This is a genomic window from Deltaproteobacteria bacterium, from assembly GCA_016210005.1.
In the GTDB taxonomy this organism is placed as follows: domain Bacteria; phylum Desulfobacterota; class Binatia; order HRBIN30; family JACQVA1; genus JACQVA1.
The window spans coordinates 1-26381 of the sequence record JACQVA010000240.1; the positions used below are offsets into that span (position 1 = coordinate 1).

At 66.9% G+C, this 26381-nt stretch carries 21 protein-coding genes and 1 pseudogene; 21 read left to right on the plus strand and 1 reads right to left on the minus strand.

Annotated elements, in window-relative coordinates:
* Position 1: 1 nt before the first annotated feature.
* Positions 2 to 236 (plus strand): annotated as a pseudogene (locus HY699_22710) (GIY-YIG nuclease family protein).
* 229 nt (positions 237 to 465) lie between these two features.
* Positions 466 to 1644 carry a hypothetical protein gene (locus HY699_22715; GenBank protein ID MBI4518620.1) on the plus strand — a complete coding sequence of 393 codons (1179 nt, stop codon included), beginning with the start codon at positions 466 to 468 and terminating at the stop codon, positions 1642 to 1644.
* Between the two features lie 27 nt (positions 1645 to 1671).
* Here HY699_22715 and HY699_22720 read toward each other — a convergent pair whose 3' ends face one another.
* On the minus strand, positions 1672 to 2655 hold the full coding sequence (locus tag HY699_22720; protein ID MBI4518621.1) for an alanine racemase: 984 nt from the start codon (positions 2653 to 2655) through the stop codon (positions 1672 to 1674).
* Positions 2656 to 2777: 122 nt separating this feature from the next.
* On the opposite strand from HY699_22720, the gene HY699_22725 reads away from it, so the two are divergent.
* From HY699_22725 to HY699_22815, 19 genes are all read left to right on the plus strand, one after another.
* Positions 2778 to 4331, plus strand: a complete 1554-nt coding sequence (locus HY699_22725) for a tetratricopeptide repeat protein (GenBank protein ID MBI4518622.1) — start codon at positions 2778 to 2780, stop codon at positions 4329 to 4331.
* Positions 4332 to 4808: 477 nt separating this feature from the next.
* On the plus strand, positions 4809 to 5321 hold the full coding sequence (locus tag HY699_22730; GenBank protein ID MBI4518623.1) for an outer membrane beta-barrel protein: 513 nt from the start codon (positions 4809 to 4811) through the stop codon (positions 5319 to 5321).
* Between the two features lie 86 nt (positions 5322 to 5407).
* Positions 5408 to 7285, plus strand: a complete 1878-nt coding sequence (locus tag HY699_22735) for a caspase family protein (GenBank protein ID MBI4518624.1) — start codon at positions 5408 to 5410, stop codon at positions 7283 to 7285.
* Entirely contained in the window at positions 7282 to 8874 is a 1593-nt protein-coding gene (locus tag HY699_22740; GenBank protein ID MBI4518625.1) for a WD40 repeat domain-containing protein, read from the plus strand. The genes HY699_22735 and HY699_22740 overlap by 4 nt, the downstream gene beginning before the upstream one ends.
* 101 nt (positions 8875 to 8975) lie before the next feature.
* Positions 8976 to 11612, plus strand: coding sequence for a hypothetical protein (locus HY699_22745; GenBank protein ID MBI4518626.1), 2637 nt, complete (start codon positions 8976 to 8978; stop codon positions 11610 to 11612).
* 100 nt (positions 11613 to 11712) lie between these two features.
* A complete protein-coding gene (locus tag HY699_22750) occupies positions 11713 to 11994 on the plus strand; it encodes an acyl carrier protein (protein ID MBI4518627.1) in 282 nt (93 codons plus the stop codon).
* A complete protein-coding gene (locus HY699_22755; GenBank protein MBI4518628.1) occupies positions 11969 to 12616 on the plus strand; it encodes an outer membrane lipoprotein carrier protein LolA in 648 nt (215 codons plus the stop codon). Before HY699_22750 ends, HY699_22755 begins: the two co-directional genes overlap by 26 nt.
* A 23-nt stretch (positions 12617 to 12639) precedes the next feature.
* A complete protein-coding gene (locus tag HY699_22760) occupies positions 12640 to 13056 on the plus strand; it encodes a hypothetical protein (protein ID MBI4518629.1) in 417 nt (138 codons plus the stop codon).
* Positions 13053 to 13805, plus strand: a complete 753-nt coding sequence (locus HY699_22765; protein ID MBI4518630.1) for a hypothetical protein — start codon at positions 13053 to 13055, stop codon at positions 13803 to 13805. Before HY699_22760 ends, HY699_22765 begins: the two co-directional genes overlap by 4 nt.
* A gap of 7 nt (positions 13806 to 13812) precedes the next feature.
* Entirely contained in the window at positions 13813 to 16281 is a 2469-nt protein-coding gene (locus tag HY699_22770) for an MMPL family transporter (GenBank protein MBI4518631.1), read from the plus strand.
* Positions 16282 to 16283: 2 nt separating this feature from the next.
* A complete protein-coding gene (locus tag HY699_22775) occupies positions 16284 to 17681 on the plus strand; it encodes a phenylacetate--CoA ligase family protein (protein MBI4518632.1) in 1398 nt (465 codons plus the stop codon).
* Positions 17682 to 17696: 15 nt separating this feature from the next.
* Positions 17697 to 18683: a hypothetical protein gene (locus tag HY699_22780; protein MBI4518633.1), complete on the plus strand. Its 987-nt coding sequence runs from the start codon at positions 17697 to 17699 to the stop codon at positions 18681 to 18683.
* Between the two features lie 129 nt (positions 18684 to 18812).
* On the plus strand, positions 18813 to 19883 hold the full coding sequence (gene queA, locus HY699_22785; GenBank protein ID MBI4518634.1) for a tRNA preQ1(34) S-adenosylmethionine ribosyltransferase-isomerase QueA: 1071 nt from the start codon (positions 18813 to 18815) through the stop codon (positions 19881 to 19883).
* Between the two features lie 8 nt (positions 19884 to 19891).
* Complete coding sequence (gene tgt / locus HY699_22790; GenBank protein ID MBI4518635.1) at positions 19892 to 21043, plus strand: tRNA guanosine(34) transglycosylase Tgt; 1152 nt, start codon at positions 19892 to 19894, stop codon at positions 21041 to 21043.
* Positions 21040 to 21384, plus strand: a complete 345-nt coding sequence (gene yajC, locus HY699_22795) for a preprotein translocase subunit YajC (protein ID MBI4518636.1) — start codon at positions 21040 to 21042, stop codon at positions 21382 to 21384. Before tgt ends, yajC begins: the two co-directional genes overlap by 4 nt.
* Positions 21385 to 21401: 17 nt before the next feature.
* Positions 21402 to 22949 (plus strand): protein translocase subunit SecD, encoded by a 1548-nt coding sequence (gene secD, locus HY699_22800; GenBank protein ID MBI4518637.1) that lies wholly within the window; start codon positions 21402 to 21404, stop codon positions 22947 to 22949.
* 3 nt (positions 22950 to 22952) lie between these two features.
* Positions 22953 to 23864 (plus strand): protein translocase subunit SecF, encoded by a 912-nt coding sequence (secF, locus tag HY699_22805; GenBank protein MBI4518638.1) that lies wholly within the window; start codon positions 22953 to 22955, stop codon positions 23862 to 23864.
* 15 nt (positions 23865 to 23879) lie between these two features.
* Positions 23880 to 25586, plus strand: coding sequence for a single-stranded-DNA-specific exonuclease RecJ (recJ, locus tag HY699_22810; protein ID MBI4518639.1), 1707 nt, complete (start codon positions 23880 to 23882; stop codon positions 25584 to 25586).
* A gap of 659 nt (positions 25587 to 26245) precedes the next feature.
* Positions 26246 to 26381: GIY-YIG nuclease family protein (locus HY699_22815; GenBank protein ID MBI4518640.1), on the plus strand; the 136-nt coding region annotated here is incomplete at its 3' end.

Here is a 26381-nt window from a genome sequence, read left to right on the forward strand (position 1 = left end):
CATTGGGGTGACCTCAGAGCTGGCAACGCGGGTGTGGCAGCATAAGAGCAAGGTAGTGGAGGGTTTTTCGGGCCAAGTACGGCGTTGACAAGCTGGTCCGCTACGAAGCGCACGGCTGCGCAGAGACCGCAATCGTGCGGGAGAAGCAGCTGAAGCAGTGGCGCCGCGCCTGGAAGATCGAGCTAATCGAAGCTCAGAACCCGGACTGGCGAGACCTCGATGACGAGATCGTATAGCGCTGGCGGGTCGTAGCGAGCCGGTGCCGTGGATTCCCGCTTTCGCGGGAATGACAGATTGCGTCCCTTTCGGCCATGGGCCTCGGCCTGACAGTACACAGTACTGTCAGACTGGTGAGGATTTGCCCGGTCGGCTGCACGTCACCCACAGATTTGTCGCACACCCTCGGACTGCGGACGGCGAGGCTTTTCGTTGACTCGCCGATTCCGCTTTTGTAGTGAGCCGGACATGCACATACGATTGCAGCGGCTGGCGCGGGTGTGGCTATTCGCGCTTGTAAGTCTTGGCAACGGCTGTGGCGGCACCGTCGAGGAGACCCAACCGCTCGATAGTGCGGCGGTGCTCCAGCGCGGTCCGAACGCAGTCGGAGTAACCACCGTGGAGTTCGTGGATACCAGCCGGCCGACGATGCCCAACGGTAGCTACGAAGGTGCACCAACGCGGACGCTGGTTACGGAGATCTGGTATCCAGCCACTCCCGACGCTGATGTCGATGATGAAACGCGTGACGCGGCATTTCTCCCCGGCGGGCAACGCTATCCGTTGATCGTCTACAGCCATGGCTTCATGGGTACACGCGCGGGCGAAACCTACATCGTTCAGCAACTGGCCAGCTACGGCTACATCGTAGCCTCGGCCGATTATCCGCTGACGAACTTCAATGCCCCGGAGCGGCCCAACGGGGCCGACGTGGTGAATCAGCCCGCCGACGTGAAGTTCCTGATCGACCAGCTGCTGGCACTCGACAGTGCGCCCAGCGGCCTGCTGGCGCGGCACATCGATCACGACCGCATCGGGCTGGCTGGGCTTTCGCTCGGTGGGCTGACCACTTACTTGGCGGCGTTTCATCCCACCCTGCGAGACCCGCGCGTACGGGCCGTGGCCGCCATCGCAGGTCCCGGCTGCTTCTTCACCCCGGCATTCTTCGGCGACCGCCGCGTTCCCCTCATGATCGTGCACGGCGACATCGACGCGATTGTCCCTTATCAACAGAGCGCCCCGGCGGTCTTCGCCGGCGCCAATGCGCCGAAGTACTTGGCGACCATTACGGGCGGTTCGCACACCGGCTTTGCCGGCGTTGCCTCGATCTTGTTTGGCGGACTGCACAACCCCGACAGCGTGGGCTGCGCTCAGCTCGGCCGGCCCAGCACGGGCGGCAACAACGAGGAGCTGCTGCGGCAACTAGGCGGTGCCGAGGCGGGGCTGGTGCGTGGTGACTGCCCGCCGGCGTGCGCCCCGGGACCGCAACCCAAAGCGATCGAGCCCGCCCGCCAGCACGAGTTGGCGTTGCTCACCTTGGTGCCGTTCTTCGAGGCCTATCTGCGCGACAGCCGGCGCCACCGGCAGTTCCTGGAAGATGCACTGGCCGGTGAAAACCCAGAGCTGAGCGTAGAGTACCAGCTCTAGGGGCAGTGTGCCCGCATCGCGATTCACTCACCACCCCCGCAAATCGATCGCCCAGCTCTCGTCTACCTGCTCGCCCGACACCAGGTGGAGGCGCTCGTGGTAGGCGATGGTGGGGTCAATGTGGGCCGGCCAGACGCGGATGCGATCGCCGACGCGCACCGGTTCCTCAGGGGCGAAGGTGATGTGCTCGTCGGAGCAGAACCAGACCGCGGCCCCGTCGATTGTCGGATTGCCGTGATCCATGCCGAGGGCCTTCAGCCCGCAGTCGGCGACGGCGTAAGCGGCGGAGCGCGAGATCACCGTGGCCAGCACGCTCAATCCGCGCCGAAAGGGCAAGCCGAGCTTGGCGTAGGTGTTGTCCATCAAGGCGTACGAGCCGGCTTGAATCTCGTTTGCCCAGACGTTGCAGTCGTAGGTGCCGGTGCCACCGGCCGAGATCAATTCTCCGCCCACGAGTCGGTGCGCTGCCAGTAGGAGCTGCATCGACTCGCCACACAGCCGTGCCCGCGCCTCGCGATCATCGAGCCCGACCACGTGCCCCTCGTAGCCCATCACGCCGCGAACGCTGAGGCCGTGGCGGCGTGCTAAGTCGGCCAGTCGGCCGGCGTCCTCCGGCATGCAGCCGCAGCGCGGCAGGCCGACGTTGACGTCGATCACCACTTCACGCAGGCCACCGGCCGCCGCCGCCATGATCGTGGCCTCCGAGTCAACCGCAACCGTGATGCGAGCTTCGGTCACCGCCAGCCGCCGCGCGTCGAGCACCTCGTTGGCGAGCAAGAGGTCGTCGCGCAGTCCGGCAGCTGCCATTCCTTCAACCTCGCGGATGGTGGCGCAGGTGAAACTGCGGTGGCCGTGCGCCGCCTGGCGGCGGGCGAGCGCAGTGCACTTGTGCGCTTTCACGTGTGGCCGCAAGCGAGCGCCCGGCAGCGCGGCGGCCATGGCGGCCAGGTTGTGCTCGAGCACCCCCGCGTCCGCGAGCAAGGCCGGGGTCTGCAAGTCGTCGATCGTCATGGCTTCCTTGTCTACGCGCCACCCCGTGCCGGTGCAACTAGCGCAAGCCCCGCGCGCTGCTTGACACGTTTGCCGAGCGCGTAGTTAAAGGTCCTGGCTTCACTGTGTTCGCAGAAAACGCCATGACTCGTTGGAGCGCGATCTGTGCGCTGTTGCTAGTGCCCGTGGCCGTTGCCGCCGCCGAGGTTCGTGCCATCCGCGCCAGCGGCGAGTACCGTATGGGCGACAACGATACTCGCGCCGAGGGCAAGCGCCTGGCCCTCGCCGACGCCAAGCGCCGGGCGCTGGAACAAGTCGGCACCTATGTCGAGAGCATCTCCGAGGTGCGCGACATGAAACTCGGGCGCGACGAGATTCGTGCCTACACCGCCGGCATCGTCGAGGTGAAGGAAGCCATCGAACACACCGCCCTCGACGCCGATGGGAAGTCGATGGTCATCAGCGTCGAAGTGGTTTGCGATATTGACCCCGCCGTCCTCACCAAGCAGATCGAGAACCTGCGCCGCAACGAGGCGGCAGGTCAGCAGCTGCAACAACTGCGTGCCGAGAACGACGCGCTGCGCCGTCGCCTGGCCGAGCAATCGCGTTCGGTGGCTGAGGCAAGAACGCCGGACGATGCTCAACGGCTTAGCCGGCAGCGCGATACAACCTTGACCAACCTCGAGGTGGGCGATCTGCTGGCGCGTGCGTGGGTGGCGCTGGGCTCGGAGCAAGGGACTGTGCTCGCCGGCGCGTCGACGCCGGCTGGCAGGGGGCGGGCCCGCCCCCTAGTCCTCCAGGCGCTTACGCTCGATCCCGACAGCGCGCCCGCCCACCAAGCCATGGGTGGCTTACTATATGAGGAAGGCAACTGGGATGGTGCGCTCGCCGAGTTCCGCGAAGCTCTGCGCCTCCAGCCGCGCTCGGCCGCCGCTCACGGGGGGCTGGGAAACGCGCTCCAGAGTAAAGGCGCGCTCACTGACGCCATCCGCGAATACCGTCGCGCCCTCGCCCTCAACCCTGACTCGGTCCTAGCGCATAACAACCTCGGCTCAGCGTTGCTCGCCAAAGGTGACGCAGAAGGAGCGGCGCGGCAGATGCGTGAGGTGATCCGGCGCAAACCGAACTTCGCGCCGGCACACGTCAATCTCGGTATCGCACTGAAGGTCAAGGGTGATCTCGCCGGCGCCGTTAGCGCGCACCGCCGGGCATTGGCCCTCAAGCCCGACTACGCCGAGGCACACTACAATCTCGGCATCGCGTTAGAGGCCAGCGGCGCGGTGAACGAGGCCATCGGCGCCTACCGCGAGGCCCTGCGTCTCGCGCCGGATCATGCCGACGCGCACAATAACCTCGGCATCGCCTTGGCCAGCACGGGTGATTGGACCGGTGCGATCGACGAGTTTCGCCGGGCCCTGCGCCTCAAGCCGGACCATCCCAATGCCCATTACGGCTTGGGGGTGGCGCTGGAGAATACCAAGGAGCTGGACGCGGCCGCCCACGCCTACCGGCAGGCGCTGCGTGTCCGGCCACATTTTGCCTCGGCGCACTACCAGCTGGCGGGCGTGCTCAAGGCTAACGGCGACGTCGCGGGGGCGATCGCCGAGTTCCGCGCCTACCTCCGCGATACCGCGGACGGCGAAGCCGAAAAGCACAGGGTGCGCGCCATTGTCCGTGAACTGGGCGGTACGCCCTGACACACGAGGGCCTTTTTCTCAGAACCGTAGCTATGGCATCTACTTGAGTGCAGCTTGGCGCTAGGGCCTATTGACAGCAAAGCGCCGCCTGCGATAGGAGCAAGTTGTACTCGTCCGCTATTTCTCCGCGGGTAAACGGGAGGGAGAGGCGTGGTGTGGGTGTGGGTATCGCCTGGTAGTGCTGCAGACCGCTTGCGGTCGCCGGTGGACCCTTTTCGCGCTGCCCTCACACCGCGCCCGGCCCCCGTCGCTAGCCTGTCGAAGTTCTCTTGCTGCTCGTGTTCGGTACAATCAGCGAAGTCGCCGGCTGCGGCGTCAAGCGCGGGCTCGCACTGCCGCGGCCCGCCCCCCCGCGCGCGCACGGAAATGCCCGGCATCGGCAGCCGTGCTGGTCCGGGGCAAGTGTGTCGCGCTGCGATGTCTTAATGCTGGCTGTGAGGCCGGAGGAGAAGGGAAATGAGGTTAAGAAGGTTAGCAGTGAGCTGTGTCCTGTTGGGTACTGTCGTTGGCGCCCCGAACACGCAAGCGCAAACACAGACGGGCATCGTCGAAGCAGCCGCGCAGGGCGCGGTCTTCATGCCCGTGCAAGACACCAATCGTGAGAGCACCGGCTACTTGGTGGTCGGCAGAGTCGGGTATTTCGTCACCGATGCCTTGCAGGTGGCGATAGCGCCGCAGGTATACGGGAACTTCAAGGACACCCCATCCGGCGCGCTTACCGGTCGGGTGGATTACCACCTGTTGCCGGAGAGCACGACCGTGCCGTTCGTCGGCGTGCAAGGCGGCGTACTGTTTTCGTCTTCGGGAGGTGGCTTTGGCGGGGGTGGCGGAACCGATACCAACGGCGCGTTGGGCGGTCAGGCGGGAGTGAAGGTCTTCCTGACCAAGACCACCTCGGTCAACGCCGAGCTCGACTACATAGCCTCGACCGATGCCATGGATGAGGGGGCACTACTCGCCCTCTTCGGCGTTTCGTACTACTTCCGTTAAGTCTTCAGCCGTGGCGCTGCCCGCGGACGGCAACGGCCGTCGCGGGTGGCGCCGGGCGGAGGGCAGGTTTCTGTGAGGAACGAGCAATGCGGGTTCGTTACGAATGGATTCTCGGCGTCGGCTTGCTAGCGGCAGCGCAGGCCGCCCCCGCCCGGGCCGCGCCGCAGCCGGATATCCGCGCCGAACTGAGCGACAACTACGGCAGCAGTTGGGCGGTGGTCATCGGCATCGATCGCTACCGCAATTGGCCGTGGCTCAACTCGGCAGTGAAGGACGCCGACCAGGTCGCCGCCCGGCTGCAGTTGCTCGGCTTCGAGCATGTGATCACACTACGTGACAGCGAGGCGACACGTGCGGCCATCGTCGGCGTCTGGGAGCGCTTGCAGCGCGATACCCGGGCGGATGACCGCGTGCTGTTCTTCTTTGCCGGCCACGGCCAGACCGAATCCCTACCCAACGGCGACTCCAAGGGCTACCTCATCCCCGCTGACGCCAGCTGGGAACGCTACGCCGAGACCGCCCTCTCGGTCGATGAGCTGCGCGCTCTCGGCAAGCAGGTCCCGGCCAAGCATCTGCTCTATGTGATGGATGCCTGCTACTCGGGCCAGATGTTGCTGCGCGCCGGCCGTAGCGGCGCGGCGCCGGCGTGGCTGCGCAAGCCCGTGCGGCAGGTGCTGGCTGCCGGCCGTGCCGGCGAGCAAGTCATCGAGCAGGGCGGCAGCGGCTTGTTCACACGCATCCTGCTCGAAGGCCTTGATGGCGGCGCCGATCTCGACCACGACGGTATGATTACTGCCAGTGAGATCGGCGTCTACGTCAATCCGCGCGTGGCCAAGCTGTCGCAAGGAGCGCAAACGCCGCAGTTCGGGCGCATGGCCGGCGAAGGTGAGTTCGTTCTGGCCAAGAAAAGCGCCCCGGCGCGCCCGCTGCCCGCCTTGGCGCCGGTCATTACGCCGGTGCGGCCCCGCAGCAATTCGGTGCGCCTAGCCATCGGACGAGTGCAAGGCTTCGCGGTTGATGCCCTGGACCCCAACGGTGCTCAGCTCGCCGAGACGGTCTGGCAGCTCGACGGGCGGCAAGTGGGCACCGGCTTGCGCTGGAGCTTCTCCGGCGGCGCTCCGGGCTCGCACACCGTTCGCTTCGTTGCCCGCAGCCGCGAAGACCAGGGCGCTGCCGAGGAGTGGACGGTGGAAGTGGTGGCGCCCGATAAGCTGTTGCCGCGGGTGGCGATCGAGATCTCGGAACGACTTGGCGGGCGCGACTCGTCGTGCGGACTCCTGTGCGGCGAACTGGAACGTGCGCTACTCCAGCAGCGGGCCACAGTCGTCTCGCAAGAGCAGCTCGCGCGACTGCGCCAGCGCGACGTTACCCTGGCGCTGGATGACCGCGAGGCGGCGGCGGCCATGGGCGAGCGGCTGGGCGTCGACATCTTGCTCAGAGGTAGCTGCGAGGTGGGCGAGCCGCGCCGCCAGCGCTTCGAGGGGGTCGAGTTCTTCATCGCCGATGAAGCCACCTGTGAGGTGCGGGCGATCGAAGCGGCCACGGCATACATCAGCCTGTCCGAACGCCTGGAGAAGCCACGAAAGGACACCAGCGCCACCAGCGCTGACAGCGCGGTTACGCGTGCGCTCAAAGCCACGGTCGATGGGAGGGCGGCAGCCCTGGCCAAGCGCCTGATTTACAGCTGGAGCACGGCCGAGCCTCGGCTGTACGAGGTGCTGATCCGTGACGTGGAGGGCGCGGCACTTGGCGGCACGGAGACTAAGCTGCGCAGCCTCGAAGGCGTGCGCCGACTGCAACGGCGCAGCTACCAACAGCGCATCGCCGAGCTTAATCTCGAATACCAGGGCGATCAGGAGGCCCTCATCAATGGCCTGTATGACCTGGGCTACGAGCTGATCGGCGAGGATCCCGGCCGCGTAACCGTTCGACCACGGGCGCGAGCAGCTGGGGGTCAAGAATGAGCGTGCGACTGGCGGCCGTGCTGGCGGCGGCGTTGGCACTGGCGGGCTGCGCCGCCAATCGCGACAGTGGGCCGGTCGAGGTGCGCGTCTACGGCGAGCCGGCGGCGGCGGTGATGGCTGCTGCTCCCGGCGCGGCACCCGCCGCTCCCGGCGGCGGTGCCGGTACGCTGTTCGGCCGCGCCCTCGCGCACCAGCGCGTGGGCGTAGCCTTCTTCGATCGGGGCGGCTGCGGCGAGGTGCTGGCGACGGCCGAAGGATCGGTTCTCGCCGCGCTGCGCAACGCCGGCGCTGAAGTGCTTGATCAACCAACGCTGGAAAGACTGCGCGCCGATCGTACCGCCTACGAAGTGGCCATGAACCCGACCATATCCCAGCTGCGTGAACTGCGCGCCCGCTATCAGGTTGAGATTCTGCTCAGCGGATTCTGCTCGGCGGAAAGCGCTCAGGGCGTTGGCCTGCTGTGGGTCGGTACGGCGAACACTGATCTGCGCGCAACCCTAGCCGAAACCGCAGCTGTCATGGGCAACGCTACCAGCCGGCCCTTTGGAACCAGAAGTAACCCAAGCCCCGTGGCCGATACGGCGCTGGCCGCTAAGCGGCTGGCCATCGAGCGGGCGCTGGCCGATATGGTCAGCTTGGCGGGCTTGGGCACCGTCGTCGTCGCCGCCGAGCAGCCGGTGCGGCTGACGTACGCGGAGAAGCTGCGCCGCGGCGACAGCGCCACTGCGCTGGCCTTCTCGCCGGATAGCCGGCTGCTGGCTGTCGCGGAGACGGGCGCGGTGTCGCTGTGGGACGTGGAGCGTCAGAGCCTGCTCTGGCGCCAGAGCGGGGGCGGGCAAGTGCGCGCCCTGGCCTTCAGCGCCGACGGTGCCAGGCTGGTGGCTGGCGCAGACGATGGCCGGTTGCTGGTCTTGGATGTGCAACGGGGCCAAGCCCTCGCGCACTTGGGCAATGGCGAGGCCGTTACCGCTTTGGGCCTGAGCCCGAATGGACAGCACGCAGCCGTCGGCCGCCAGTCGGGTGAAGTTGCGGTCTGGGACCTCGCCGGCGGACAGCCGCTGGTGGAGTTCTCCGCCCACAGGGGCCGCGTGCAGATGGTGAGCTATACCCGCGATGGCCGCACCGTGATCTCCGCCGGGGTGGATCAGGCGGTTCAGTTTCTCGACGTCTACGGACGCCGCGCGCTGCGCTCGCTGGCGCCGGTCTTCCGTATGGGTGCCCTCCACTCCGCGGCCCTCAGCCCGTGTGGTCGCTTGTTGGCGCTCGGTTTGAAAGAGATTCGCGTATACAGGCACAGCGATCGAGTGGACACCGAGTTCATCCGCGCGGTGGATGTGCTCACCGGCGAGGAAGAGCAGCGCTTCGAGGCCCACGGCGATCCCGTCACCGCCCTGGCGTTCGGTCCGACGCGCGACTTCTTGCTCTCGGGCAGTGAGGATAGTCAGGTGAAAGTGTGGCAGCCCGATCGCGCCCGCGCGCTGTTGACCATCGCCTTCGGCTCGCCCGTTAACAGCGTTGACTTCAGCCGCAACGGCCGCTGGTTGGCCGCGGCTGGAGCTGCCGGTCTGCGCCTCTGGGAAGTCCGCTGAGTGTCCCCGAGCCGGCAAGCCCGATGGTACAGTAACCGGGCGAGCTTGCATCATCCGGGGCGGGTCGATACCAAGGCGCGGTGCGATGGTGCGAGCGATGGATGGCTTGGTGCGGGACGATTGCCCTGCTCTCGCAGTGGCCCGCGTTGGCGCGCGCGCAGATGCAAGCGCCGCCGCGATACCGGCTATCCGCGGCAGTGGCGCAGGTTGCGCCCCACATCGAAGGTGTGCTTGAGGTTGGCTTCACCAACCACAGCCACCGAGTGCTCGATGAGGCGGTGTTCGTCCTCTTCCCCAATCGGTTCTCCAAACCCGATGAGGGCATCAATGATTTCAATCGGCAGTTCGTTTACCCGGAGCAAGACTTCGATCCCGGCGCGCTGACGATCCTCGAGGCCGATGATGGCGGGCGCCGCGTTGCCCTCGCGCCGGTTCACCAGGCGGAAGTGCCCGATGGCAGCCTGGTCCGGCTGCCCATTACCCCGCTGGCGCCGGGGGCGACGCGATCCCTGAGGCTGCGCTTTCGCACCGTCGTGCCGCACCGATTCGGCAGCTTCGGCGAGTTTGATGGCCAACTCACGTTGATTGGCGGCTGGTATCCATACCTTGCCGCGCTCAGCGCCGATGGCTCGTGGCAGCTGGACGCGCCGCCGCCGCTAGCCGATTTCGAGGTCGAGCTGAGCATCGCACCGGAACTGGAAGCGGTACTCAACGGCCATCACATCAGACGGGCAGAGGCCGCAGCCAGGCTGCGATTTCCGTCGGTGCATTATTTGTCGCTGGTGGCGGCGCCGGAGCTGCGGCGCCGCGAGACCACCGCCGGCGGCACCCGCATCGTCATCTTCCAGCGCCCGCCGCGCCGCACTCTGCGCCACAGCTTCGGCCCCACGCCCGACGAGATTGTCAGCGCGACGTTGCACGACATCATCGCCCGGTGCCCGCAACTACTGTCGCAACGGCCGGCGGAGGTGATCGTCGTGCAAGCACCGCTGCGCCTGAGCCTCACTGCCGCGGCTGAAGGCATGGCGGTGATCTCGGACCGGGCCCTCAAGGTGCATTGGCTGCTGCGGCCGTTTCACGAGTTGCGACTGGCGCAGGCGCTCTACGCCGAGATGCTGCGGCCGCAATTGAGTGCCCGCGAACCAGCCCAGGACTACTGGTGGGTCAGCGACGGGCTGGCGCGCGTGTTGGCCGATCGTTTTGTTGCGCAAGCGCGTCCAAACACGCCGAGTGTGCAGGACTGGATCGATCGCTTCAATATCTTCGCGATCGTTGACCGCTTCGAGAGCGTGCCGAAGATCCCGTTCGTCGAGGCCTTCTTCGAGCGCGCTCGCGTGGCTGATCCGCTGCACAGCGAGATCGCCACGTTCAACAGCTCGCGACCTCCCGGGCGTGTCGTCCTCAACAAGCTGCGCGAGGTGGTCGGGCCGGAGCAATTCGCGGCGCTCGTTGATCGCTGCGCCGGCGCCGCCGAGCGTTTTCGCGGCTGCGTGTCGGCGGCTGGCGATCTTGACTGGGTTTTCGACCAATGGCTGCAACCCTACCCGGCGCTGAACTACCGCTTGGGGACGCTGAGGTTGAATCAACGCCAATCGGACACCTATCGCCATCAACTAAGTCTTTTGCGTGATTCCTCGCGTCCGGTCACGGAGCCGGTGACGGTACGGCTGCGCAGTTCCGGCGGCCGGGAGTTGGATCTGCGTTGGGACGGGCGCGGGGACGTTGGGCACCTCAGCGCCGAGACCACCGCGCCGGTCCGCCAAGCGGTGCTCGATCCCGAGCGCCGGCTGATCGAAGATCGCCGCGACGACAACTTTCAGCCGCCCTCACCCCAGCTCGTGCTCGATAGCGCCGAGGTCGAAATCAGCTCGACCGAATTCGGCTTCTCCGGCCTGATGGTCGGCCGCCGCCGCTACGACTATCGCCGGGACCTGGCCGCGGCCGCCTTCTACACCAACCGCAGCCTCGGATTTGCCGCCGGCGCGCGCGCCCACTGGGGTACGCCGATCGATGCCACCACCTACCGGCATAACCTCTACGCGTTCTATGGCTTCCAAGGGCTCAACGGCAGCTTCACCGATGCCCGCCGCCCGAATGATCGCACCCGCGGCCAGTTGGCCGCGCTCGGGTTGCGTTACGACTACACCAACGTCTTCGCCTGGGACAATCCCACCCGCGAGCGGAACCTGCGGCTTTATGCCGATTGGTACGACCGCAGCCTCGGCGGCAACTACGACTACGTGGACTGGGGTGCTCGTCTGATCGGCACTCACCCGCTATGGAGCCATCGCACTATTGGCGCGCTCGAAGTGCTCAATGGCTTCAGCGAGCCGCTCGATGGCAGTCGCGTGCCGAATCAGGGCTTGTACAGCCTCGGTGGCTCCCGCTCGATCCGCGGCATCGGCGCCGAGGACGAACTCGGCCGCAACATCTTCCTGCTGCGCGGCGAGTTGCGCCAAGCGGTGTATCCCGAAGTTGATTGGAATCTCCTCGACTTGCTGGTGCTGCGGCGCGGCCAGCTGCGGCTGTTTGCCGATAGCGGCCGGGTCAGCAACGCGACGGAGCGCATCTACGACGCCGGCGGCTGGGCCGTGGGTGTCGGGGCCGGTTTCGCCGCGGTCTACGAGTTTCTCGGCTTCTTTCCCTCGCTGGCCTACATCGAGGTTGCCACGCGGGTGGATGAGCCGCGCAAGGCCGGCGATGTGCAGTTTCTTTTCGGCACGCGGCAGGCATTCTGAGCCGTGCGGTGATGGTGCGGCGCCCGGCAGCGCTACCGTGGGGCTTGCCGCGCCTGGAAGCGTGCGTGTAAGTATGGCGTACAGACGAGAGAGGTGAACTGTGAACCGTGACGAACTGAGGCACCGCCTCAAGGTGCTGCTGATTGAGGGACTCAAGCTCGAGGACAAGCGGCCGGAGGACATCGCCGACGCCGAGCCGATCTTCGTCGAGGGGCTGGGGCTCGATTCGATCGACGCCCTCGAGCTGGTGGTGCTGGTCGAGGAGCATTTCCACATCAGCATCCCGGACGAGGAAGTCGGCAAGCTGGCCTTCGCCTCGATCAACGCCCTGGCGGATTTCGTTCTGGCAAACCAAGGTGCCGCGCCCACCCCGCAGCTATAGCCGCACGTTGGCGGCTGGTGCGGTCGTGCTCGCGCTGCTGTCGGCAGGTGCGAGCCGCGCGCAGCCGTGCGATTCGACCGCCGCCTGCCTGCGTCTCCTCGAGGCCGCTCAGCGTCAGACGCGCACGATCACCGCCGACTTCGTTCAGGTCAAGCACCTCAGCTTGCTTGATGAGCCGCTGGTGTCGAGCGGCCGATTCGTCTTCAAGTGGCCCGACCGGATGTTGCTGCAAGTCGAGCGGCCACAGCCGGCGACGGTGGTGGTCAACGGCAGCGAGGTGCAGATCCCCAACCTGCCCGAGCGCGAGCGCCAGGCCGTCGCGATGGCACCGATCGCGGCGATGTTTACGCATCTGGGCGCCATCTTCACCGGCTCGGTGCAGGGGTTGGGAGAAGGTGTGGAGGTAGTGGCCGCACCCGATGGCGCCGCCGTCGTGGTCAAGTTGGTGCCAAGGCAGGAGAAGTGGCAACGCTGGTTTCGCGCTCTCGAAATCCGGTTTGCCGGCCGCGAGCTGGTGGCAGAAACAATTCGCCTCGAAGATGGCTTCGGCGACCGGCTGGAGATCACGCTGCGCAACGTGCAGCGCAACGCCGATGTGCCGGATGCCCTGTTCGCGCGCTAGCGGTTTGCCCGCAGCCTCACGCGATGAGTCACGAAGACCAAGACCCGCTTGCCCGATTGCCGCACCGCCATCCGTTCTTGCTGCTGGATCGCGTGCTGCTGGTGGAGCCGAGGCGGTGGGCGGTGGGGGTTAGAAACGTGACCCGCAACGACCCCCTTGTGGACGAAACCGGCGTGCTCGCGCCGGTGGTGCTCGCCGAGATCATGGCGCAGCTGGCTGGTCTGGCCGGCGCACCCGCTGGCGCTGCCGCGCCAGCGGTGCTGGCGCGCCTCAATCGCTTCCGCTGCCGCGGGCCGATCGTGGCCGGCGACCGCTTGCTGGTGGCCGCACGCGTGGCGCGCTGCTTCGGCGCCAACGTGGTCGCGCGTGCGGCGATACGCGTGAGCGGCCGGCCGCGCGCGGCGGCGGAGTTGGTGTTGCATTTCCAAGCGGAGCGATGAGCCGTAACCTGAATTCAGATCGCGGCGGCGGGCTTGTCGTTGTACTGCTGGCGATCCTCGGCACTGGCTGTGCGCCGTCGCGGCCAGCCGCGCCGGAGCTGCCGGGGCTCGAGCCCACGGCCGTGGTCGCCGCCGTGCGAGCGGGCGAGGAGCGCATCGCCACCCTGCGCGCCCGTTTCAGCGCCGCTGCGCGCCGCGGCGGCGAGCACCACTCGACGACTGGCGTATTGCTGGTGAAGAAGCCGGACCGTTTTAGGCTGCGGATGATGTTGCCGCTGGGGTTGACGGTGTTCGACTACGTGCGCTGGGGTGAGCAGGCGCAGTTGTCGCTACCCCTGCAAGGACAGGTTGTCACCGGCAGTGCGGCTGAAACGGCGGCCGGCTTCTCCAACGCGGATCTCGGTCAGGCGTTCTTGCGCGGCCCGGCTGCCTTTCCCGGCGCTTGCACTCCCGAGGACGATCGCGGGCCGGTGATCGTGGTGAGTTGCCGCGACGCCGGCGGGCAGGTACTGCGCCGGCTCCGTATCGATCGGGCGCATGCCACCATCGGTGAAGAGACCAGCTACGAGGCCGGCGAGCCGCGCCTGATCTTGCGCTACGACGACTACCGCCCCGTCGGCGATGCCGAGCTGCCCTACCGGATCGCGTTGCTCTATCCCGCGCGCGACGTCGCGCTCGAAATTGCGATCCAACGCTATGAAGTGAACCCTGTGCTCGCTGACGAGCTGTTTCAGCCCGCCGCTCCGTAGGCCGATCGTGCGCTTCTCCTATCAGGCCTGGGCGGCGCTCATCGAGCGCCGCCACCGTGCGATCATCCTCGGGTCGCTGATCGCCTGTGGGCTGGCGGCGCTGTCACTGACACGCCTGCGCCTGGATATCGACGTGCTCGGCATGCTGCCGCAGGGAACGCCGGCCTTCGATGACTTCAAGTCGTTTGTTGCCGATTTCGGTGAGCTCAACGAGTTGGTGGTGCTGCTCGAGGGTGCGCCGCCGGAGCGGCTGCAAAGTTTCGCCGACGAGTTCGCGAGCCGGCTCTCTCAGCTCGACACCGTTGGCGCCGTGCACGCGCGTATCAACGTGCAAGCGGTCCTCGACGGCTTGCTCGGACGCTACCTTTACAACTACGTGCCCGAAGCCGACTACGCTGAGCTGGCTGACCGGCTGACGCCTGCTGGTATCGAGGCGCAGGTCGCTGCCGACCGTGCCGTCCTGAGCGCTCCATTCGACTTGAGCGCCGCGCGTGCCGTGGTGCAGGATCCGCTCGGCTTTCGCCGGCTGGCGGCCGGGGCGCTGGCGCAGTCGTATCGCCAGGCCGCACCCGCTCACGGCAGCGGCTACTTGATGTCGGCCGATGGGCAGGCGCTGTTGCTGCTGGTGCGCCCGCGGGCGGCGGCCTTCGACATCGACTTCAGCGGGCGGCTGATGCAACAGGTGCAGGCAGCGGAGGCGCAGGTGCGCCGCGCGCTGGCCGCAGAAGCGGTGCGGGTGGCGTATACCGGCAGTTACGTTTACGCGCTCGAAGATGCCGCCACGCTCAAGGGCGACATCGGCCGCTACACCGGTTTGGCCCTGTGCGGGGTGCTCGCCGTCTTCTACGCGGGCTATCGCAATTTTCGGATCTTACCGTTTGTGACTTATCCGCTGATGGTCACCACCCTGCTGACCTTCGCGTTGTCCTTGCTGTTGTTCGAGCAACTCAACGGGGTGTCGCTGAGTTTCGCCGCGATCTTGTATGGCCTGTCGATCGACTCGGGCATTCATTTCTACGCCCGCCTGCTGCAAGAGCGGCAGCGCGCGGAGTGCCGGAATGTGACTGAGGCAGTGACGGCAACACTGGCGGGGCTCGGGCGCGCCAATGTGGCGGGCACGGCCACGACCGCGGCCGCGTTTTTCGTCATCGCCTTCTCGGTGCTCGGGGCCGTGCGCCAGCTCGGTATCCTCACCGGGCTGGGCATGCTGCTGACCACGCTGGAGTTCTTCACCTTGTATCCGGCGTTGGGCTTCTTCTTTATGCGCCGCGCCCAGGCCGGCGGCACCGCGCTGGCAGCGGTCCGGCTCGAGCGTTGTGCGGCGGCCGCTGCGAGGCGGGCCGGCGCCGTCAGCGCGGCGGCGCTGCTGCTGGCGGTGGCGTTGCTCGTGATTGCGCGGCACGTGGAACTGGATGTGACCCTGACGCATTTGCGGCCGCGGGCTTCGACCGCCGCGCAGGTGCAGGACGAAATCGCGGCGCGCTTCGGCGAGCCCGGTACAGGCGCGGCTATTCTGGTGCGGCGGCCGGAGCTGGAGAGGGCCTTGAGCGATGCGGAAGAGGTGGCCCGCCACCTGCGCCGCTACCAAGAGCAGGGCCTGCTGCGTTCGGTGCAGAGCGTCGGCGCGCTGCTCCCTTCCGCGCGCGTGCAGCAGGCGCGTCTCGATCGGTACAACCAACTGCCGCGGACAGCGGCGATTGCTGAGCTGCGCGCCGCGCTCGCACGTCACGGCTTCGTGCCCGAGCGCTTTGGCGAGTTTCTGGCCGACTTCGAGCGCCCGCGCCACGAGCTGGTGGCGATCGGCAATCCCGCACTTGTCCCGGTCGCCCAGTCCATCGACCACCACGTACGCGAGCGGGCCGGCGAGTACACGGTGGCCACCTACTGCCAGCCGGCGGCGGGAGCGAGCTGGCGGGCGCTGGCCGAACGCGTGCGGGGCGACTTGGCTCCGATGGCGATAACCGTGGCGGCGCGAGCGCTGCTGGAGGAGGAGCTGGGTAGGGTCCTGCGCCGCGAGTTGACGATGTTTTTCGTCTTCGGGCTCGCCGCCAACCTGCTGCTGCTGTGGCTGAGCTTCGGCGACCTGCGCACCGCGGCGGTGATCTTGACGCCGGTGCTGTTCGCGCTTGCCGCCGTCTTTGCGGTTATGGCGGCGGCGGGCATGGCGCTCGATCCGGTCAACCTGATCGTGGTTCCCCTCATCTTTGGCATCGGTGTCGATTACGGCGTGTACCTGGTTGCCTGCAGCCGGGAGCAAGCAAGCATTGCCGCGGCCGTTCGAGTTGCCGGTCGGGCCGTCGCCACCACGGCACTGACGACCATCGCCGGCTTCGGCTTTCTCGGCCTGTCGCGCTACCCGCCGCTGTCTGCGCTGGGATTGCTGGCTGGTGGTGGGCTGTTGCTCTGCGTGCTCTTGTCTATCATTCTCTTGCCGGCGCTGATGACTTTTGTGCCCGGTAGCCATCGAGGGGACTGAACATGGAGCGATCCGATAGTGCGCCTGCGCGCGCCGCTGCCGTTGACCCGGACCAGCGCTTGCGCGAGGCAATTGCGCGCGCGCGCCGCAGCGCGTTCTACGCCAAGCATCTGGCGGGCCTCGACGTTGGCGGGCGCAGCGATCTGCCGCGCCTGCCGCTGACCTTCAAGCAGCACCTGCGCGACGCCACTCCGTTCGGCATGCTTGCCGTGGCGCCGGCTAAAGCCTGGCACTACCACGAATCGAGCGGCACCACCGGGGAGCCGATATCGACCTGGTGTGGGCTGAACGAGCTGCGCGAGATGGCGGCGGTGGTGCGCCGCATGACTCCGGAGTTGTCGGCCGACACCATCCTACTCAACCGCTTCCCGCTGTTCGCGCCGGTGTCGTTCGTGTTCGAAGAGGCGCTGCGCCAAGCCGGCGCCTGTCACATTGCCGCCGGCAACATGAGCTGGGATGTGCCCTTTACCCGCGCACTGGAGTTCATCGGCCGCCTGCATGTGACGGCGCTGTCCAGTCTGCCGCTGGAACCTATCCTGCTGCACGAGTTGGCCAAGGAGCAGGGGCTGGACCTGCGCCGCGAGTTGGGCTCGGTGCGGGTGATCTTCGCCGGTGGCGCGGTGCTGCCGCCGGCGCTGCGCCGGGCCATCGAGCAGGACTGGCAGGCGCGCGTGGTCGAAATCTACGGCTCTAACGAAACCATGCTACTCGGGGTGAGTTGCACCGCCGGCCGCTTGCACCTGTGCGCCGACCTGTTGGAGATCGAAGTGCTGGAGCCGACGGCGCACACGCCGGTTGGGCCGGGCGAGGCTGGAGTGTTGACTGTCACCAGTCTGATCCACGAGGCCATGCCGCTGGTGCGGTATTTCACCGGTGATCTGGTGCGACTCGGTAACACGGCGTGCTCCTGCGGGCAGGCCGGGCCGACCGCCGAGGTCCTTGGCCGCTTTGATGACGTTGTCGAAATCGGCGGCAAGCGGGTCTCCGCCTACGAAATTCTCGATGCTGCGTACGAGTTCGCGGATCGGGTCGGCACGCGCATCTTCTTCATTTTGATTCGACGGCGCGGGTTGCACCTGTTGATGGAGGTGGCGGCGCCGGCCAATGCCGGCGACGCGGCGGCGGAGCGGCGCTTAGCCGAGCGCGTCGGCTTGCCGGTGACGGTCGAGTATCTCGGCCCGAACGAAGTGCTTGACCGCAGCGCGATGTTTCGTGGCCCCAAGATCTACAAACCGAGCGTGATGAGCGACTGGCGCGGCGACGGGCGCAAGGCCATCACCATCATGGAAGCGCTGCTCGAATGGCCGCGCTTCGACTGGCGTACGCTGCTACATTTGGGGCGGCGCCAGCTGCGCAACGCCCGCCGCCGCCGCCGCATCCTCAGGGAAGACCGCCGCTGATTGCGGATCGCCGCCGTGAACGATCGTGCACTCCCGCAGCCCGCGCCGGCAATCGCGCTGGTGGTAAACCCGTGCGCGCTTGCTGGCGACAACCTGGGGTTGTGGCCGCGCACCGTTGAACTGCTGCGCCGGCGCGCCGCCATCTGCGCGGAGCTGCGCACGTCGGCTGACGGCGCCAACGCCGCACGCGTCGCCGAGCTGGTGCGGCAGGCTCAGCCGGAGGTGATAGTGGCCGCCGGCGGCGACGGCACGGTCAGCGAGGTGGTGCAAGGGATCATGCTGGCGGCGATGAACGCCGCGCCCGCCCTCGCCATCGTACCGCTCGGCACCGCCAACAACGTCGGGCGCTCCCTCGGCCTGCGCTCGTTCCGCCGGCAGGGGCATGGCGGCATCGCACTTGCCACCGGCGCCATTCTAGACGGCCAGCGCCGCCGGATCGATCTCGGCCAGGCCGGTGAGCGCTACTTCGCCGGCTCGTTCGCCCTCGGTATGGACGCCGACATCCTCGTCACCCGCAACCGCCTGCGCCGGCGGCTGCGGCTTGGCCGGGGCATCGGCGGCTATCCGCTCTACCTGTGGAGCTGTGCCGTGAATCTCGTGCGCCATCGCAGCAGTCTGGCCCGGCTTCGGATCGACGGTGCGGATGAATCCGCCGCCATTTACAACCTGCTGGTAAGCAACGCCCCAATCTACGCCGGCGAGTTCCGCTTCGACGCGGTGAACACGTGTGACGACGGTTACCTCGATCTGCACCGCTTCGCGGGTGCGAGCGACTATCTGCGGCGCTATCCGCAAGCGTGGCGGCGGCACCTGGGCCACAGCCGCGGCCTAGACGTGCGCGCTCCCGCCGAACTACAGCGCGTGCGCGAGCTGCACGTCGACTGTGACGGGCCGGTCGCCTGCCAAATCGACGGTGAGGAGTTCCCCGCCGTGACGTCGTACTGCGTGCGCGTGGTACCGCAGGGTCTTACCGTCTGCGTTCCCCCCGGGGTGAGACCGTGAGGGAGGCCTTGGGCTGGCCCTGGTAGCCCTACGTATTGCGGTTGACTAGCTATGGGGCTTGTGGTTAACCGACCGCGGTTTCAGGTTGCACGAGGGGCACCCTTGCGGTGCCCTTCCTTTTTACGAGCCATGGAGACTGCTGCACTTCTCGCCGGCACGGAGCCGGATCGGCTGCCGCTGAGCGCCTTCGACTTCGAGCTGCCGGCGCATCTGATCGCGCAAGAGCCCGCGCCCGAGCGCACGGGCGCCCGGCTGTTGGAGTGGAGCCGGGCAAGCGGCCAGCTGGTGCACTCGCACGTCGCCGAATTGCCACGCTTCGTTCGCCGGGGCGATGTCTTCGTATTCAACGACACGCGGGTGATGCCGGCACGGCTGTATGGTCGGACGGCCACGGGCGCTGCGGTCGAACTCCTGGTCATCCGCCGCAATGACAACGGCAACTGGCAGGGCCTCGGCCGGCCGGGCCGCCGGCTGCGCCCCGGTGTCAGGGTGCGGTTCGACGATAGCGCTAGTGCCACGGTGACGGCGTCCCACGGCAACGGCCGGTACGACTTGGCTTTCGATCCCGACGACGTGCCGGCGTTGCTGGCGGCTCGCGGCGAACTGCCATTGCCACCTTATATCAAGCGGCCAGACGGGCCGCTGCCCTACGACCGCGAGCGCTATCAGACTGTGTTCGCGGCGCACTCGGGCGCGGTCGCAGCGCCCACCGCCGGGCTGCACTTCACCCCCGCCTTGCTCGACGCCCTCACCGACGCGGGAGCCGAGGTCGCCTTTCTCACGCTCCACGTCGGACCGGGAACCTTTCTGCCGGTTCGTGCCAGCGACTTGAACCTTCACCTCATGGAGGCCGAGTGGTGCGATGTCCCCCCGGCCACGGCCGCCCTGGTCAACCGCGCGCGGGCCGAAGGCCGGCGGGTGGTGGCGGTCGGTACCACCGTCACTCGTGCGCTGGAGTCGGCGGCTGATGCCGCCGGCACGGTGCGAGCGGGCGCACGCTGGGCCGAGCAGTTCATTCGGCCGGGCCATAACTTTCGGGTCATCGCCGCGCTGTTCACCAATTTTCATCTGCCGGGCTCCACCCTGCTGGCTCTGGTTTGTGCCTTCGCCGGACACGCTGCAACGCTGGCGGTGTACGCTGACGCGGTGCGCCGCGGTTACCGCTTCTACAGCTACGGCGACGCGATGCTGATTGAATGAGCGCCGCGATGTCAGGGGCCGCTGTGGCGGAACAGGTTGCCAACCCGTGGTTCGCCGTCAGCGACACGAGCGCCGGCAGCAGCGCCCGCCGTGCGACGTTGATAACGCCCCACGGCGTCGTCGAAACGCCGAACTTCATGCCGGTGGCGACGCTGGCAACGGTCAAGGGCGTAACCCCGGCGCAGCTCAGCGAGGTTGGTGCCCAGATAGTGCTGGCCAACGCTTATCATCTGGCGCTGCGCCCGGGCGTGGCCACAATCGAGGAACTCGGCGGCCTGCACCGATTCATGGGCTGGTCCGGCCCGATCTTGACCGACAGCGGCGGCTATCAGGTGTTCAGCCTGGCGGCCCTACGCCGGGTGACGGATGACGGGGTCGATTTCCGTTCGCATATCGATGGTGCGCAGATGGTCCTGCGTCCGGAAGACGTGGTGGCGTTGCAGGTGCGCTTGGGGGTCGACATCATGATGCCCTTGGATGAATGCCTGCCGGCCCCCGCCAGTCGCGCCGAGGCCGAGCGCGCCATGGCGCGCACCTTGCGCTGGGCCCAGCGCTCGCAGCAGGTGGCGCGGGAGGACGGGCAGGTGCTGTTCGGCATCGTCCAGGGCGGCGTGTTCGAGGATCTGCGCCGGCACTGCGTCGCGGAACTTGTCGCGCTCGGCTTTCCAGGCTATGCCGTGGGCGGCTTGAGCGTGGGAGAAGAGATCGCAATGACCCGTGAGGTGGCTGCCGCCACTGCCGCTGCCGTGCCGGCCGCGGCGCCCCGCTACCTGATGGGTGTGGGAAGGCCGGAGGATCTCATTCGCTTCGTCGCCATGGGCTACGACCTGTTCGACTGCGTGCTGCCGACGCGTAACGGCCGCAACGGCATGCTGTTCACTTGGGACGGGTCGATGAATATCCGCCTGGCGCGTTACGCGCGTGATCCCGAGCCGGTGGACGCCAGTTGCAGCTGTTACGGTTGCCGGACGTTCTCGCGCGCCTATCTGCGCCATCTCGCCGCCAGCGGCGAGATGCTCGGGCCGCAGCTCAATTCGCTGCACAACCTGCACTTCTATCTCACGCTGATGCGCCGGATGCGGGCGGCGATTGCCGGCGGTACTTTCGAGCCGTGGGCGGCGGCAGCCATTGCCCGCATGGAAGCAGGAGCCGAGTCATGATTGGAACAGCGTGGGCGCAAGCCGGGCCCGGCGGTGCGCCGCCGGCGCTGGTCAGCTTCGCCCCCTTGGTGCTGGTGTTCGTCGTCTTCTACTTCCTGCTGATCCGACCGCAGCAGCAGAAAGCGAAGGAGCATCGCCGCATGCTCGATAACCTCAAACGCAATGATGAGGTAGTTACCAGCGGGGGCTTGTACGGCCGCGTCATGACCCTCGATCCGCGGGTGGTCACCTTGGAGATCGCCCCCAACGTGCGCGTGCGGATTGACCGCCAGCAGATCAGCTCACTGGCGAAGGCCGGCAAGGATGAGCCCAAGCCGAAAGAGAAGGAAGAAAACAAGTGAACAAGTCGGGTTTGTGGATGCGTATGGGGCTGGTCGCGGCCCTGATGGTGCTCGCGGCCGTGTTGTTGGTGCCGACCTACTTCGGCGGCAAGCCCGAGGGTTGGCCCGACTTCCTGCCGGGACCAATCCGGCTTGGGTTGGACCTGCAGGGTGGCACGCACCTCGTCTACACGGTGGACGTCGACAAGGCGATCAGCAATCACCTCGAACGCGCCGCCGAGGATCTCAAGAACGAGGCCAAGAGCGAGCAGATCGGACTCAGCAGTGTCACTACGCAGGGCGGTATGGTCACCGCGCAATTGAGCGACCCGGCCAAGCGCGACGCGCTGGAGAAGGTGATCTCGGAGCGCTTCCCCAACCTCTCGTTGGTCACGGAAGGCGACAGTTCAGCCGTGCGTACCAAGATGACCCCGGCGAGCATCCGCGAGATTCGCGACGGTGCGCTCGATCAATCGCTGGAGATCATCCGCAACCGCGTCGACCAGTTCGGCGTCGCCGAGCCGATCGTGCAGCGCCAGGGCGCGCAGGACATCTTGGTGCAGTTGCCCGGCATCCAGGATCCGGAGCGAGCCAAGGCGCTGATCGGCAAGACCGCGGCGCTGGAGTTCAAGCTCGTGGCCAAAGACGGTGACAGCGCCAACCCCGGGCTGATCACGGTGGCCGGGCGCGAGCTCGATCGTGCCACCGGGCGGGTGACGCGCACCGAGTACAAGCTCGAGCCGCGCACCCTGATGGGCGGCGACATCATTTCCAACGCCCGGCCACGCCCGGCCACCCAGCTCGATGCCCCGTACGTCGAGGTCGACCTCAACGCCCGCGGCGCCAAGATCTTCGAGGACGTTACCGGCGCCAACGTCGGGCGCCGGCTGGCGATCATGCTCGACGGCGTGGTGCAATCGGCGCCGGTGATTCAAGAGCGCATCGGCGGCGGGCGGGCGCGGATCACCGGCAGTTTCGATTTCAAGGAAGCACGTGATCTGGCGCTGGTGCTGCGTACCGGCGCGCTGCCGGCGCCGGTGCACGCGGCGGAGGAACGCACGGTCGGGCCGTCGCTGGGGAAGGATTCGATCCGCCAGGGAATCATTTCCTTCGTCGTCGGCGGCGCGTTGGTGGTGGTGTTCATGATCGTCTACTACAAGGTCGCCGGCGTGCTGGCTGATTTTGCGCTGGTGCTCAACGTGTTGTTCCTGCTGGCCGTGCTGGCCGCCCTCGGCGCCACGCTGACCTTGCCGGGCATCGCCGGCATGGTGTTGACCCTGGGCATGGCCGTGGATGCCAACGTCTTGATCAACGAACGCATGCGCGAGGAGATGCGCTTGGGTAAGACCGCCCGCGCGGTGATCGAGGCCGGCTACGAGCGCGCCTTGCCGGCCATCCTCGACTCCAACGTCACGACCTTCTTGTCTGGAATCATCCTCTTCCAATTCGGCTCCGGACCCGTGAAAGGGTTCGCGGTGACCTTGTGTATCGGCCTGGTGACAACAGTGTTCACGGCCGTCGTCGCCACGCGGGTGGTCTATGATTACCTACTCAGCCAGCGCCGTCTGCAGAACGTGAGTGTATAAGTCATGGAATTGATCAAACCTGGCACCACAATCGACTTCGTCGGCAAGCGCTTCTCCGCCATGGCCTTTTCCGGCGTGCTGATCCTGGCCTCGCTGGCAACCCTGGCGTGGCGCGGGGGACCGAACTACGGGGTCGACTTCTCCGGTGGTACGGTTATGCACGTGCGCTTTGCCGCGCCGCCGGCAATCGGCGACGTCCGCGGAGCGCTCGCTAGCGTCGAGTTCGGCGACGTCACCATTCAGGATTTCGGCAGCCCGGGTGAATTTCTAGTGCGCTTGCCGCTCAGCGGCGTGGAGACCGGGGCAGCGTCGAAACCGGTGGCCGATGCGCTGGCGGCCAAGTTCGGCGCCGGGCAAGTCGAGGTCCTACGCGTCGAATCGGTCGGCCCCCGGGTCGGCAAGGACTTGCGGCAGAAGGCGATCCTCGCGGTGGTGGCTTCGACGATTATGATGGGAATCTACCTCTGGTTGCGCTTCCAGCTGCGCTTCGGCATCGGCGCCGCGGTGGCGTTGATCCACGATGTGACCATCACGGTTGGGGCGCTGGCGCTGCTCAACTACGAGTTCGACCTGACGATTGTGGCGGCGCTGTTGACCGTGGTCGGCTTCTCGGTCAACGACACGGTGATTGTGTCCGACCGCATCCGGGAGAACATGCGCAAGAGCCGGCGCGAAAGCTTGGCGTCGATCGTCAATAGCAGCATCAACGAGACGCTTAGCCGCACAATCCTGACCACTGGCACGGCGGTGCTGGTAATCTTGGCTTTGTTCTTCCTCGGCGGCAGTGTGATCCACGGGTTCGCCTACGCCCTGCTGGTCGGCTTCCTCGTCGGCACCTATTCGTCGATTTTTGTCGCCAGCCCGGTTGTCCTCGCCTTTGAAACCGGCGCGCGCGGGCGTAGCAGCAAGCGCTAGGGGCGTATTACAACTATGGCCCGGCGCTGGTTGCTGGCTGCGCGCCGGCCCGAGGTCGAAACCGCGCTCGCCAGTGAACTCGGAGTCTCGCCGCTGCTGGCGCGGCTGCTGGTCAACCGTGAGCTGACCACACCGGCAGCGGCAACCGCGTTTCTCAGCGCCAAGCTGGCCGAGCATCTGCGTTCGCCAATGCTCTTCCGCGACATGGCACGCGCCGCCGAGCGGGTGGTCGTGGCCCTGCGCGCGGGCGAGCAGGTCGGCATTTACGGCGACTACGACGTCGATGGCATCAGCGGCAGCGCGGTCCTGCTCACCTTTCTGCGTGCACTCGGGCACGAGCCGCTGCTGCACATCCCACACCGCTTGCGCGATGGCTATGGCGTGACCGAGCCGGGCGTACGGCGACTGGCGGAGCAGGGGGCGCGGCTGATGATAACGGTTGACTGCGGCGCCGTAGCCCACCGCGAGGTGGCGCTGGCAAGCGAGTTGGGCATGGAGGTGATCGTCTGCGACCATCACCAGGTGTCCGGTACGCGGCTGCCGGCTTATGCCGTGCTCAACCCGATCGAGCCCGACGGCGGCTTTCCGTTTGCCGGACTTTGCGGCGCGGGCGTGGCGTTCTATCTCGCCCTGGGCGTGCGTATGTGCCTGCGGGAGGCCGGGGTGGAAGCGCTGCCCGATCTGCGCCGCTACCTCGACCTGGTGACGCTCGGAACCATTGCCGACATCGTTCCCTTGCTCGAAGAGAATCGTGTGCTGGTGAAGCACGGCTTGCGCGAACTCGCGCAGTCGAGCCGGCCGGGGATCATGGCGCTGAAGACTGTCAGCGGGGTAGGGCGAGTAACGACCGGCACAGTCGGATTTCGCCTCGCCCCCAGGCTCAACGCCGGCGGCCGCTTAGCCGACGCGGTGCGCTCGGTGGAGTTGCTGACGACCGCGGATGCCGGCCGCGCCGAGCAGTTGGCGCAGGCGCTGGACCAGGAAAATCGCGCGCGCCAAGCCATTGAGATCGAGATCCTGACCGACGCGGTCGAGCGTATCGAGTCCCGGGGCGACGCCGATCGTTGCAGCATCGTGCTGGCCTCGCCCGAGTGGCATCCGGGGGTGATCGGCATCGTCGCCTCGCGCCTGGTCGAGCGCTACTACCGGCCGACGTTGTTGATTGCGCTCAACCAGCAGACCGGCATCGGCCGGGGCTCGGGGCGCAGTATTCGCCACTTCAACTTGCACGAAGCGGTCAAGGCCTGTGGCGGCGTGCTCGAAGGCTTCGGCGGACACCGCATGGCCGTGGGCTTGAGCATTCGGCGCGAGCGGGTAGAGGAGTTCGCCGAGTTGTTCGAGCAGGCGGTAAGGGCGAACACGCGCGCCGAGCACTTCACCCCGGAAATCGCGGTCGATGCCGAATTGGCCCTGTGCGACATCGACGATGCGGTGCTGGCCGACCTCGAACAATTGGAGCCCTTCGGCATGGGGAATCCGGAGCCGATTTTTTGCACCCGGGCAGTGACCGTGCTGTCGCGTCGCATCGTCGGCGAGAAGCATCTCAAACTCTACCTCAAGCACGGCGAGCGCGCGCTGCCGGCAATCGGTTTTGGCATGGCCAACCGAGATATTGCCGATGCCGGCACCATCGACATTCTCTACTCGCCGGCGATGGACGAGTGGAACGGCAACACGAGCCTCCAACTGCGGCTGCGCGATCTGCGCCCGGCGCGGGCGTGAGGCCGGCTGCCGGCGGAGCCGGGCCATCCTCATGGAGGGGCACGCCGGTCCTGAACTACTATGGCCGAAAGTCTTGGCGTCGCGCGCAGATTTCCCTCCGCCATTCCCGCGAAGGCGGGAATCAATCCGGAGCCCCACCGCCCCTGGATGCCCGCCCCACGCCTTCGCGGGGGCAGGCTCTAAAGATTGCGGGCATGACGGAATACCCCAGTCGAGCTTTGGGCTGCGGGCCAAGCCCGCGCTGAGACACGAGCAGAAATCCGCCATTCCGGCAAAGCCGGAATCCAGGTTCTGGTCCCACCCCCCGCCTGGATACCGGCCTTCGCCGGCATGACGGAAGGCGGAACGGGCAATGGTGCCGAGACAGCGGTCGAGTTTCAGGTCAGTAGTAGGGCAGGCTGTGCCTGCCAACTCCTTGGTCGTGGCTCTGTTGCGCCCCTTTCCGGCGGCGCCACCCCACCGCGGCGCCGAGGGCCGGGCGCCCTCCAAGGCCGACGATCCGTGAAATCGTCGCGCCGCGCGAAGACTCTCGAAGATAGCAGTTCAGGGGGAGCGGGTAGACGCTGGCAAGGGGTGCGAGACAAATCTGCGGGTAACGCGGTTCGGTGTTATGGCCGTCATTCCCGCGAAAGCGGGAATCCAGTTTGGCGTTTGGCGCTATGGACAAGCAGTTCTGCGTTTACATCCTGGTCAGCAAACGGAACGGCACGCTGTGCATTGGGGTGACCTCACAGCTGGCAACGCGGGTGTACGGCGTTGACAAGCTGGTCTACTACGAAGCGCACGGCTGCGCAG

Excerpts from the sequence above, each read along its gene's own strand:
- secD (MBI4518637.1), top strand. The coding sequence starts at position 21,402 with ATGCGTATGGGGCTGGTCGCGGCCCTGATGGTGCTCGCGGCCGTGTTG.
- HY699_22735 (MBI4518624.1), top strand. The coding sequence starts at position 5,408 with ATGCGGGTTCGTTACGAATGGATTCTCGGCGTCGGCTTGCTAGCGGCA.
- HY699_22715 (MBI4518620.1), top strand. The coding sequence starts at position 466 with ATGCACATACGATTGCAGCGGCTGGCGCGGGTGTGGCTATTCGCGCTT.
- HY699_22745 (MBI4518626.1), top strand. The coding sequence starts at position 8,976 with ATGGCTTGGTGCGGGACGATTGCCCTGCTCTCGCAGTGGCCCGCGTTG.
- HY699_22725 (MBI4518622.1), top strand. The coding sequence starts at position 2,778 with ATGACTCGTTGGAGCGCGATCTGTGCGCTGTTGCTAGTGCCCGTGGCC.
- yajC (MBI4518636.1), top strand. The coding sequence starts at position 21,040 with ATGATTGGAACAGCGTGGGCGCAAGCCGGGCCCGGCGGTGCGCCGCCG.
- recJ (MBI4518639.1), top strand. The coding sequence starts at position 23,880 with ATGGCCCGGCGCTGGTTGCTGGCTGCGCGCCGGCCCGAGGTCGAAACC.
- tgt (MBI4518635.1), top strand. The coding sequence starts at position 19,892 with ATGTCAGGGGCCGCTGTGGCGGAACAGGTTGCCAACCCGTGGTTCGCC.
- queA (MBI4518634.1), top strand. The coding sequence starts at position 18,813 with ATGGAGACTGCTGCACTTCTCGCCGGCACGGAGCCGGATCGGCTGCCG.
- HY699_22775 (MBI4518632.1), top strand. The coding sequence starts at position 16,284 with ATGGAGCGATCCGATAGTGCGCCTGCGCGCGCCGCTGCCGTTGACCCG.
- HY699_22740 (MBI4518625.1), top strand. The coding sequence starts at position 7,282 with ATGAGCGTGCGACTGGCGGCCGTGCTGGCGGCGGCGTTGGCACTGGCG.
- secF (MBI4518638.1), top strand. The coding sequence starts at position 22,953 with ATGGAATTGATCAAACCTGGCACCACAATCGACTTCGTCGGCAAGCGC.
- HY699_22760 (MBI4518629.1), top strand. The coding sequence starts at position 12,640 with ATGAGTCACGAAGACCAAGACCCGCTTGCCCGATTGCCGCACCGCCAT.
- HY699_22765 (MBI4518630.1), top strand. The coding sequence starts at position 13,053 with ATGAGCCGTAACCTGAATTCAGATCGCGGCGGCGGGCTTGTCGTTGTA.
- HY699_22720 (MBI4518621.1), bottom strand. The coding sequence starts at position 2,655 with ATGACGATCGACGACTTGCAGACCCCGGCCTTGCTCGCGGACGCGGGG.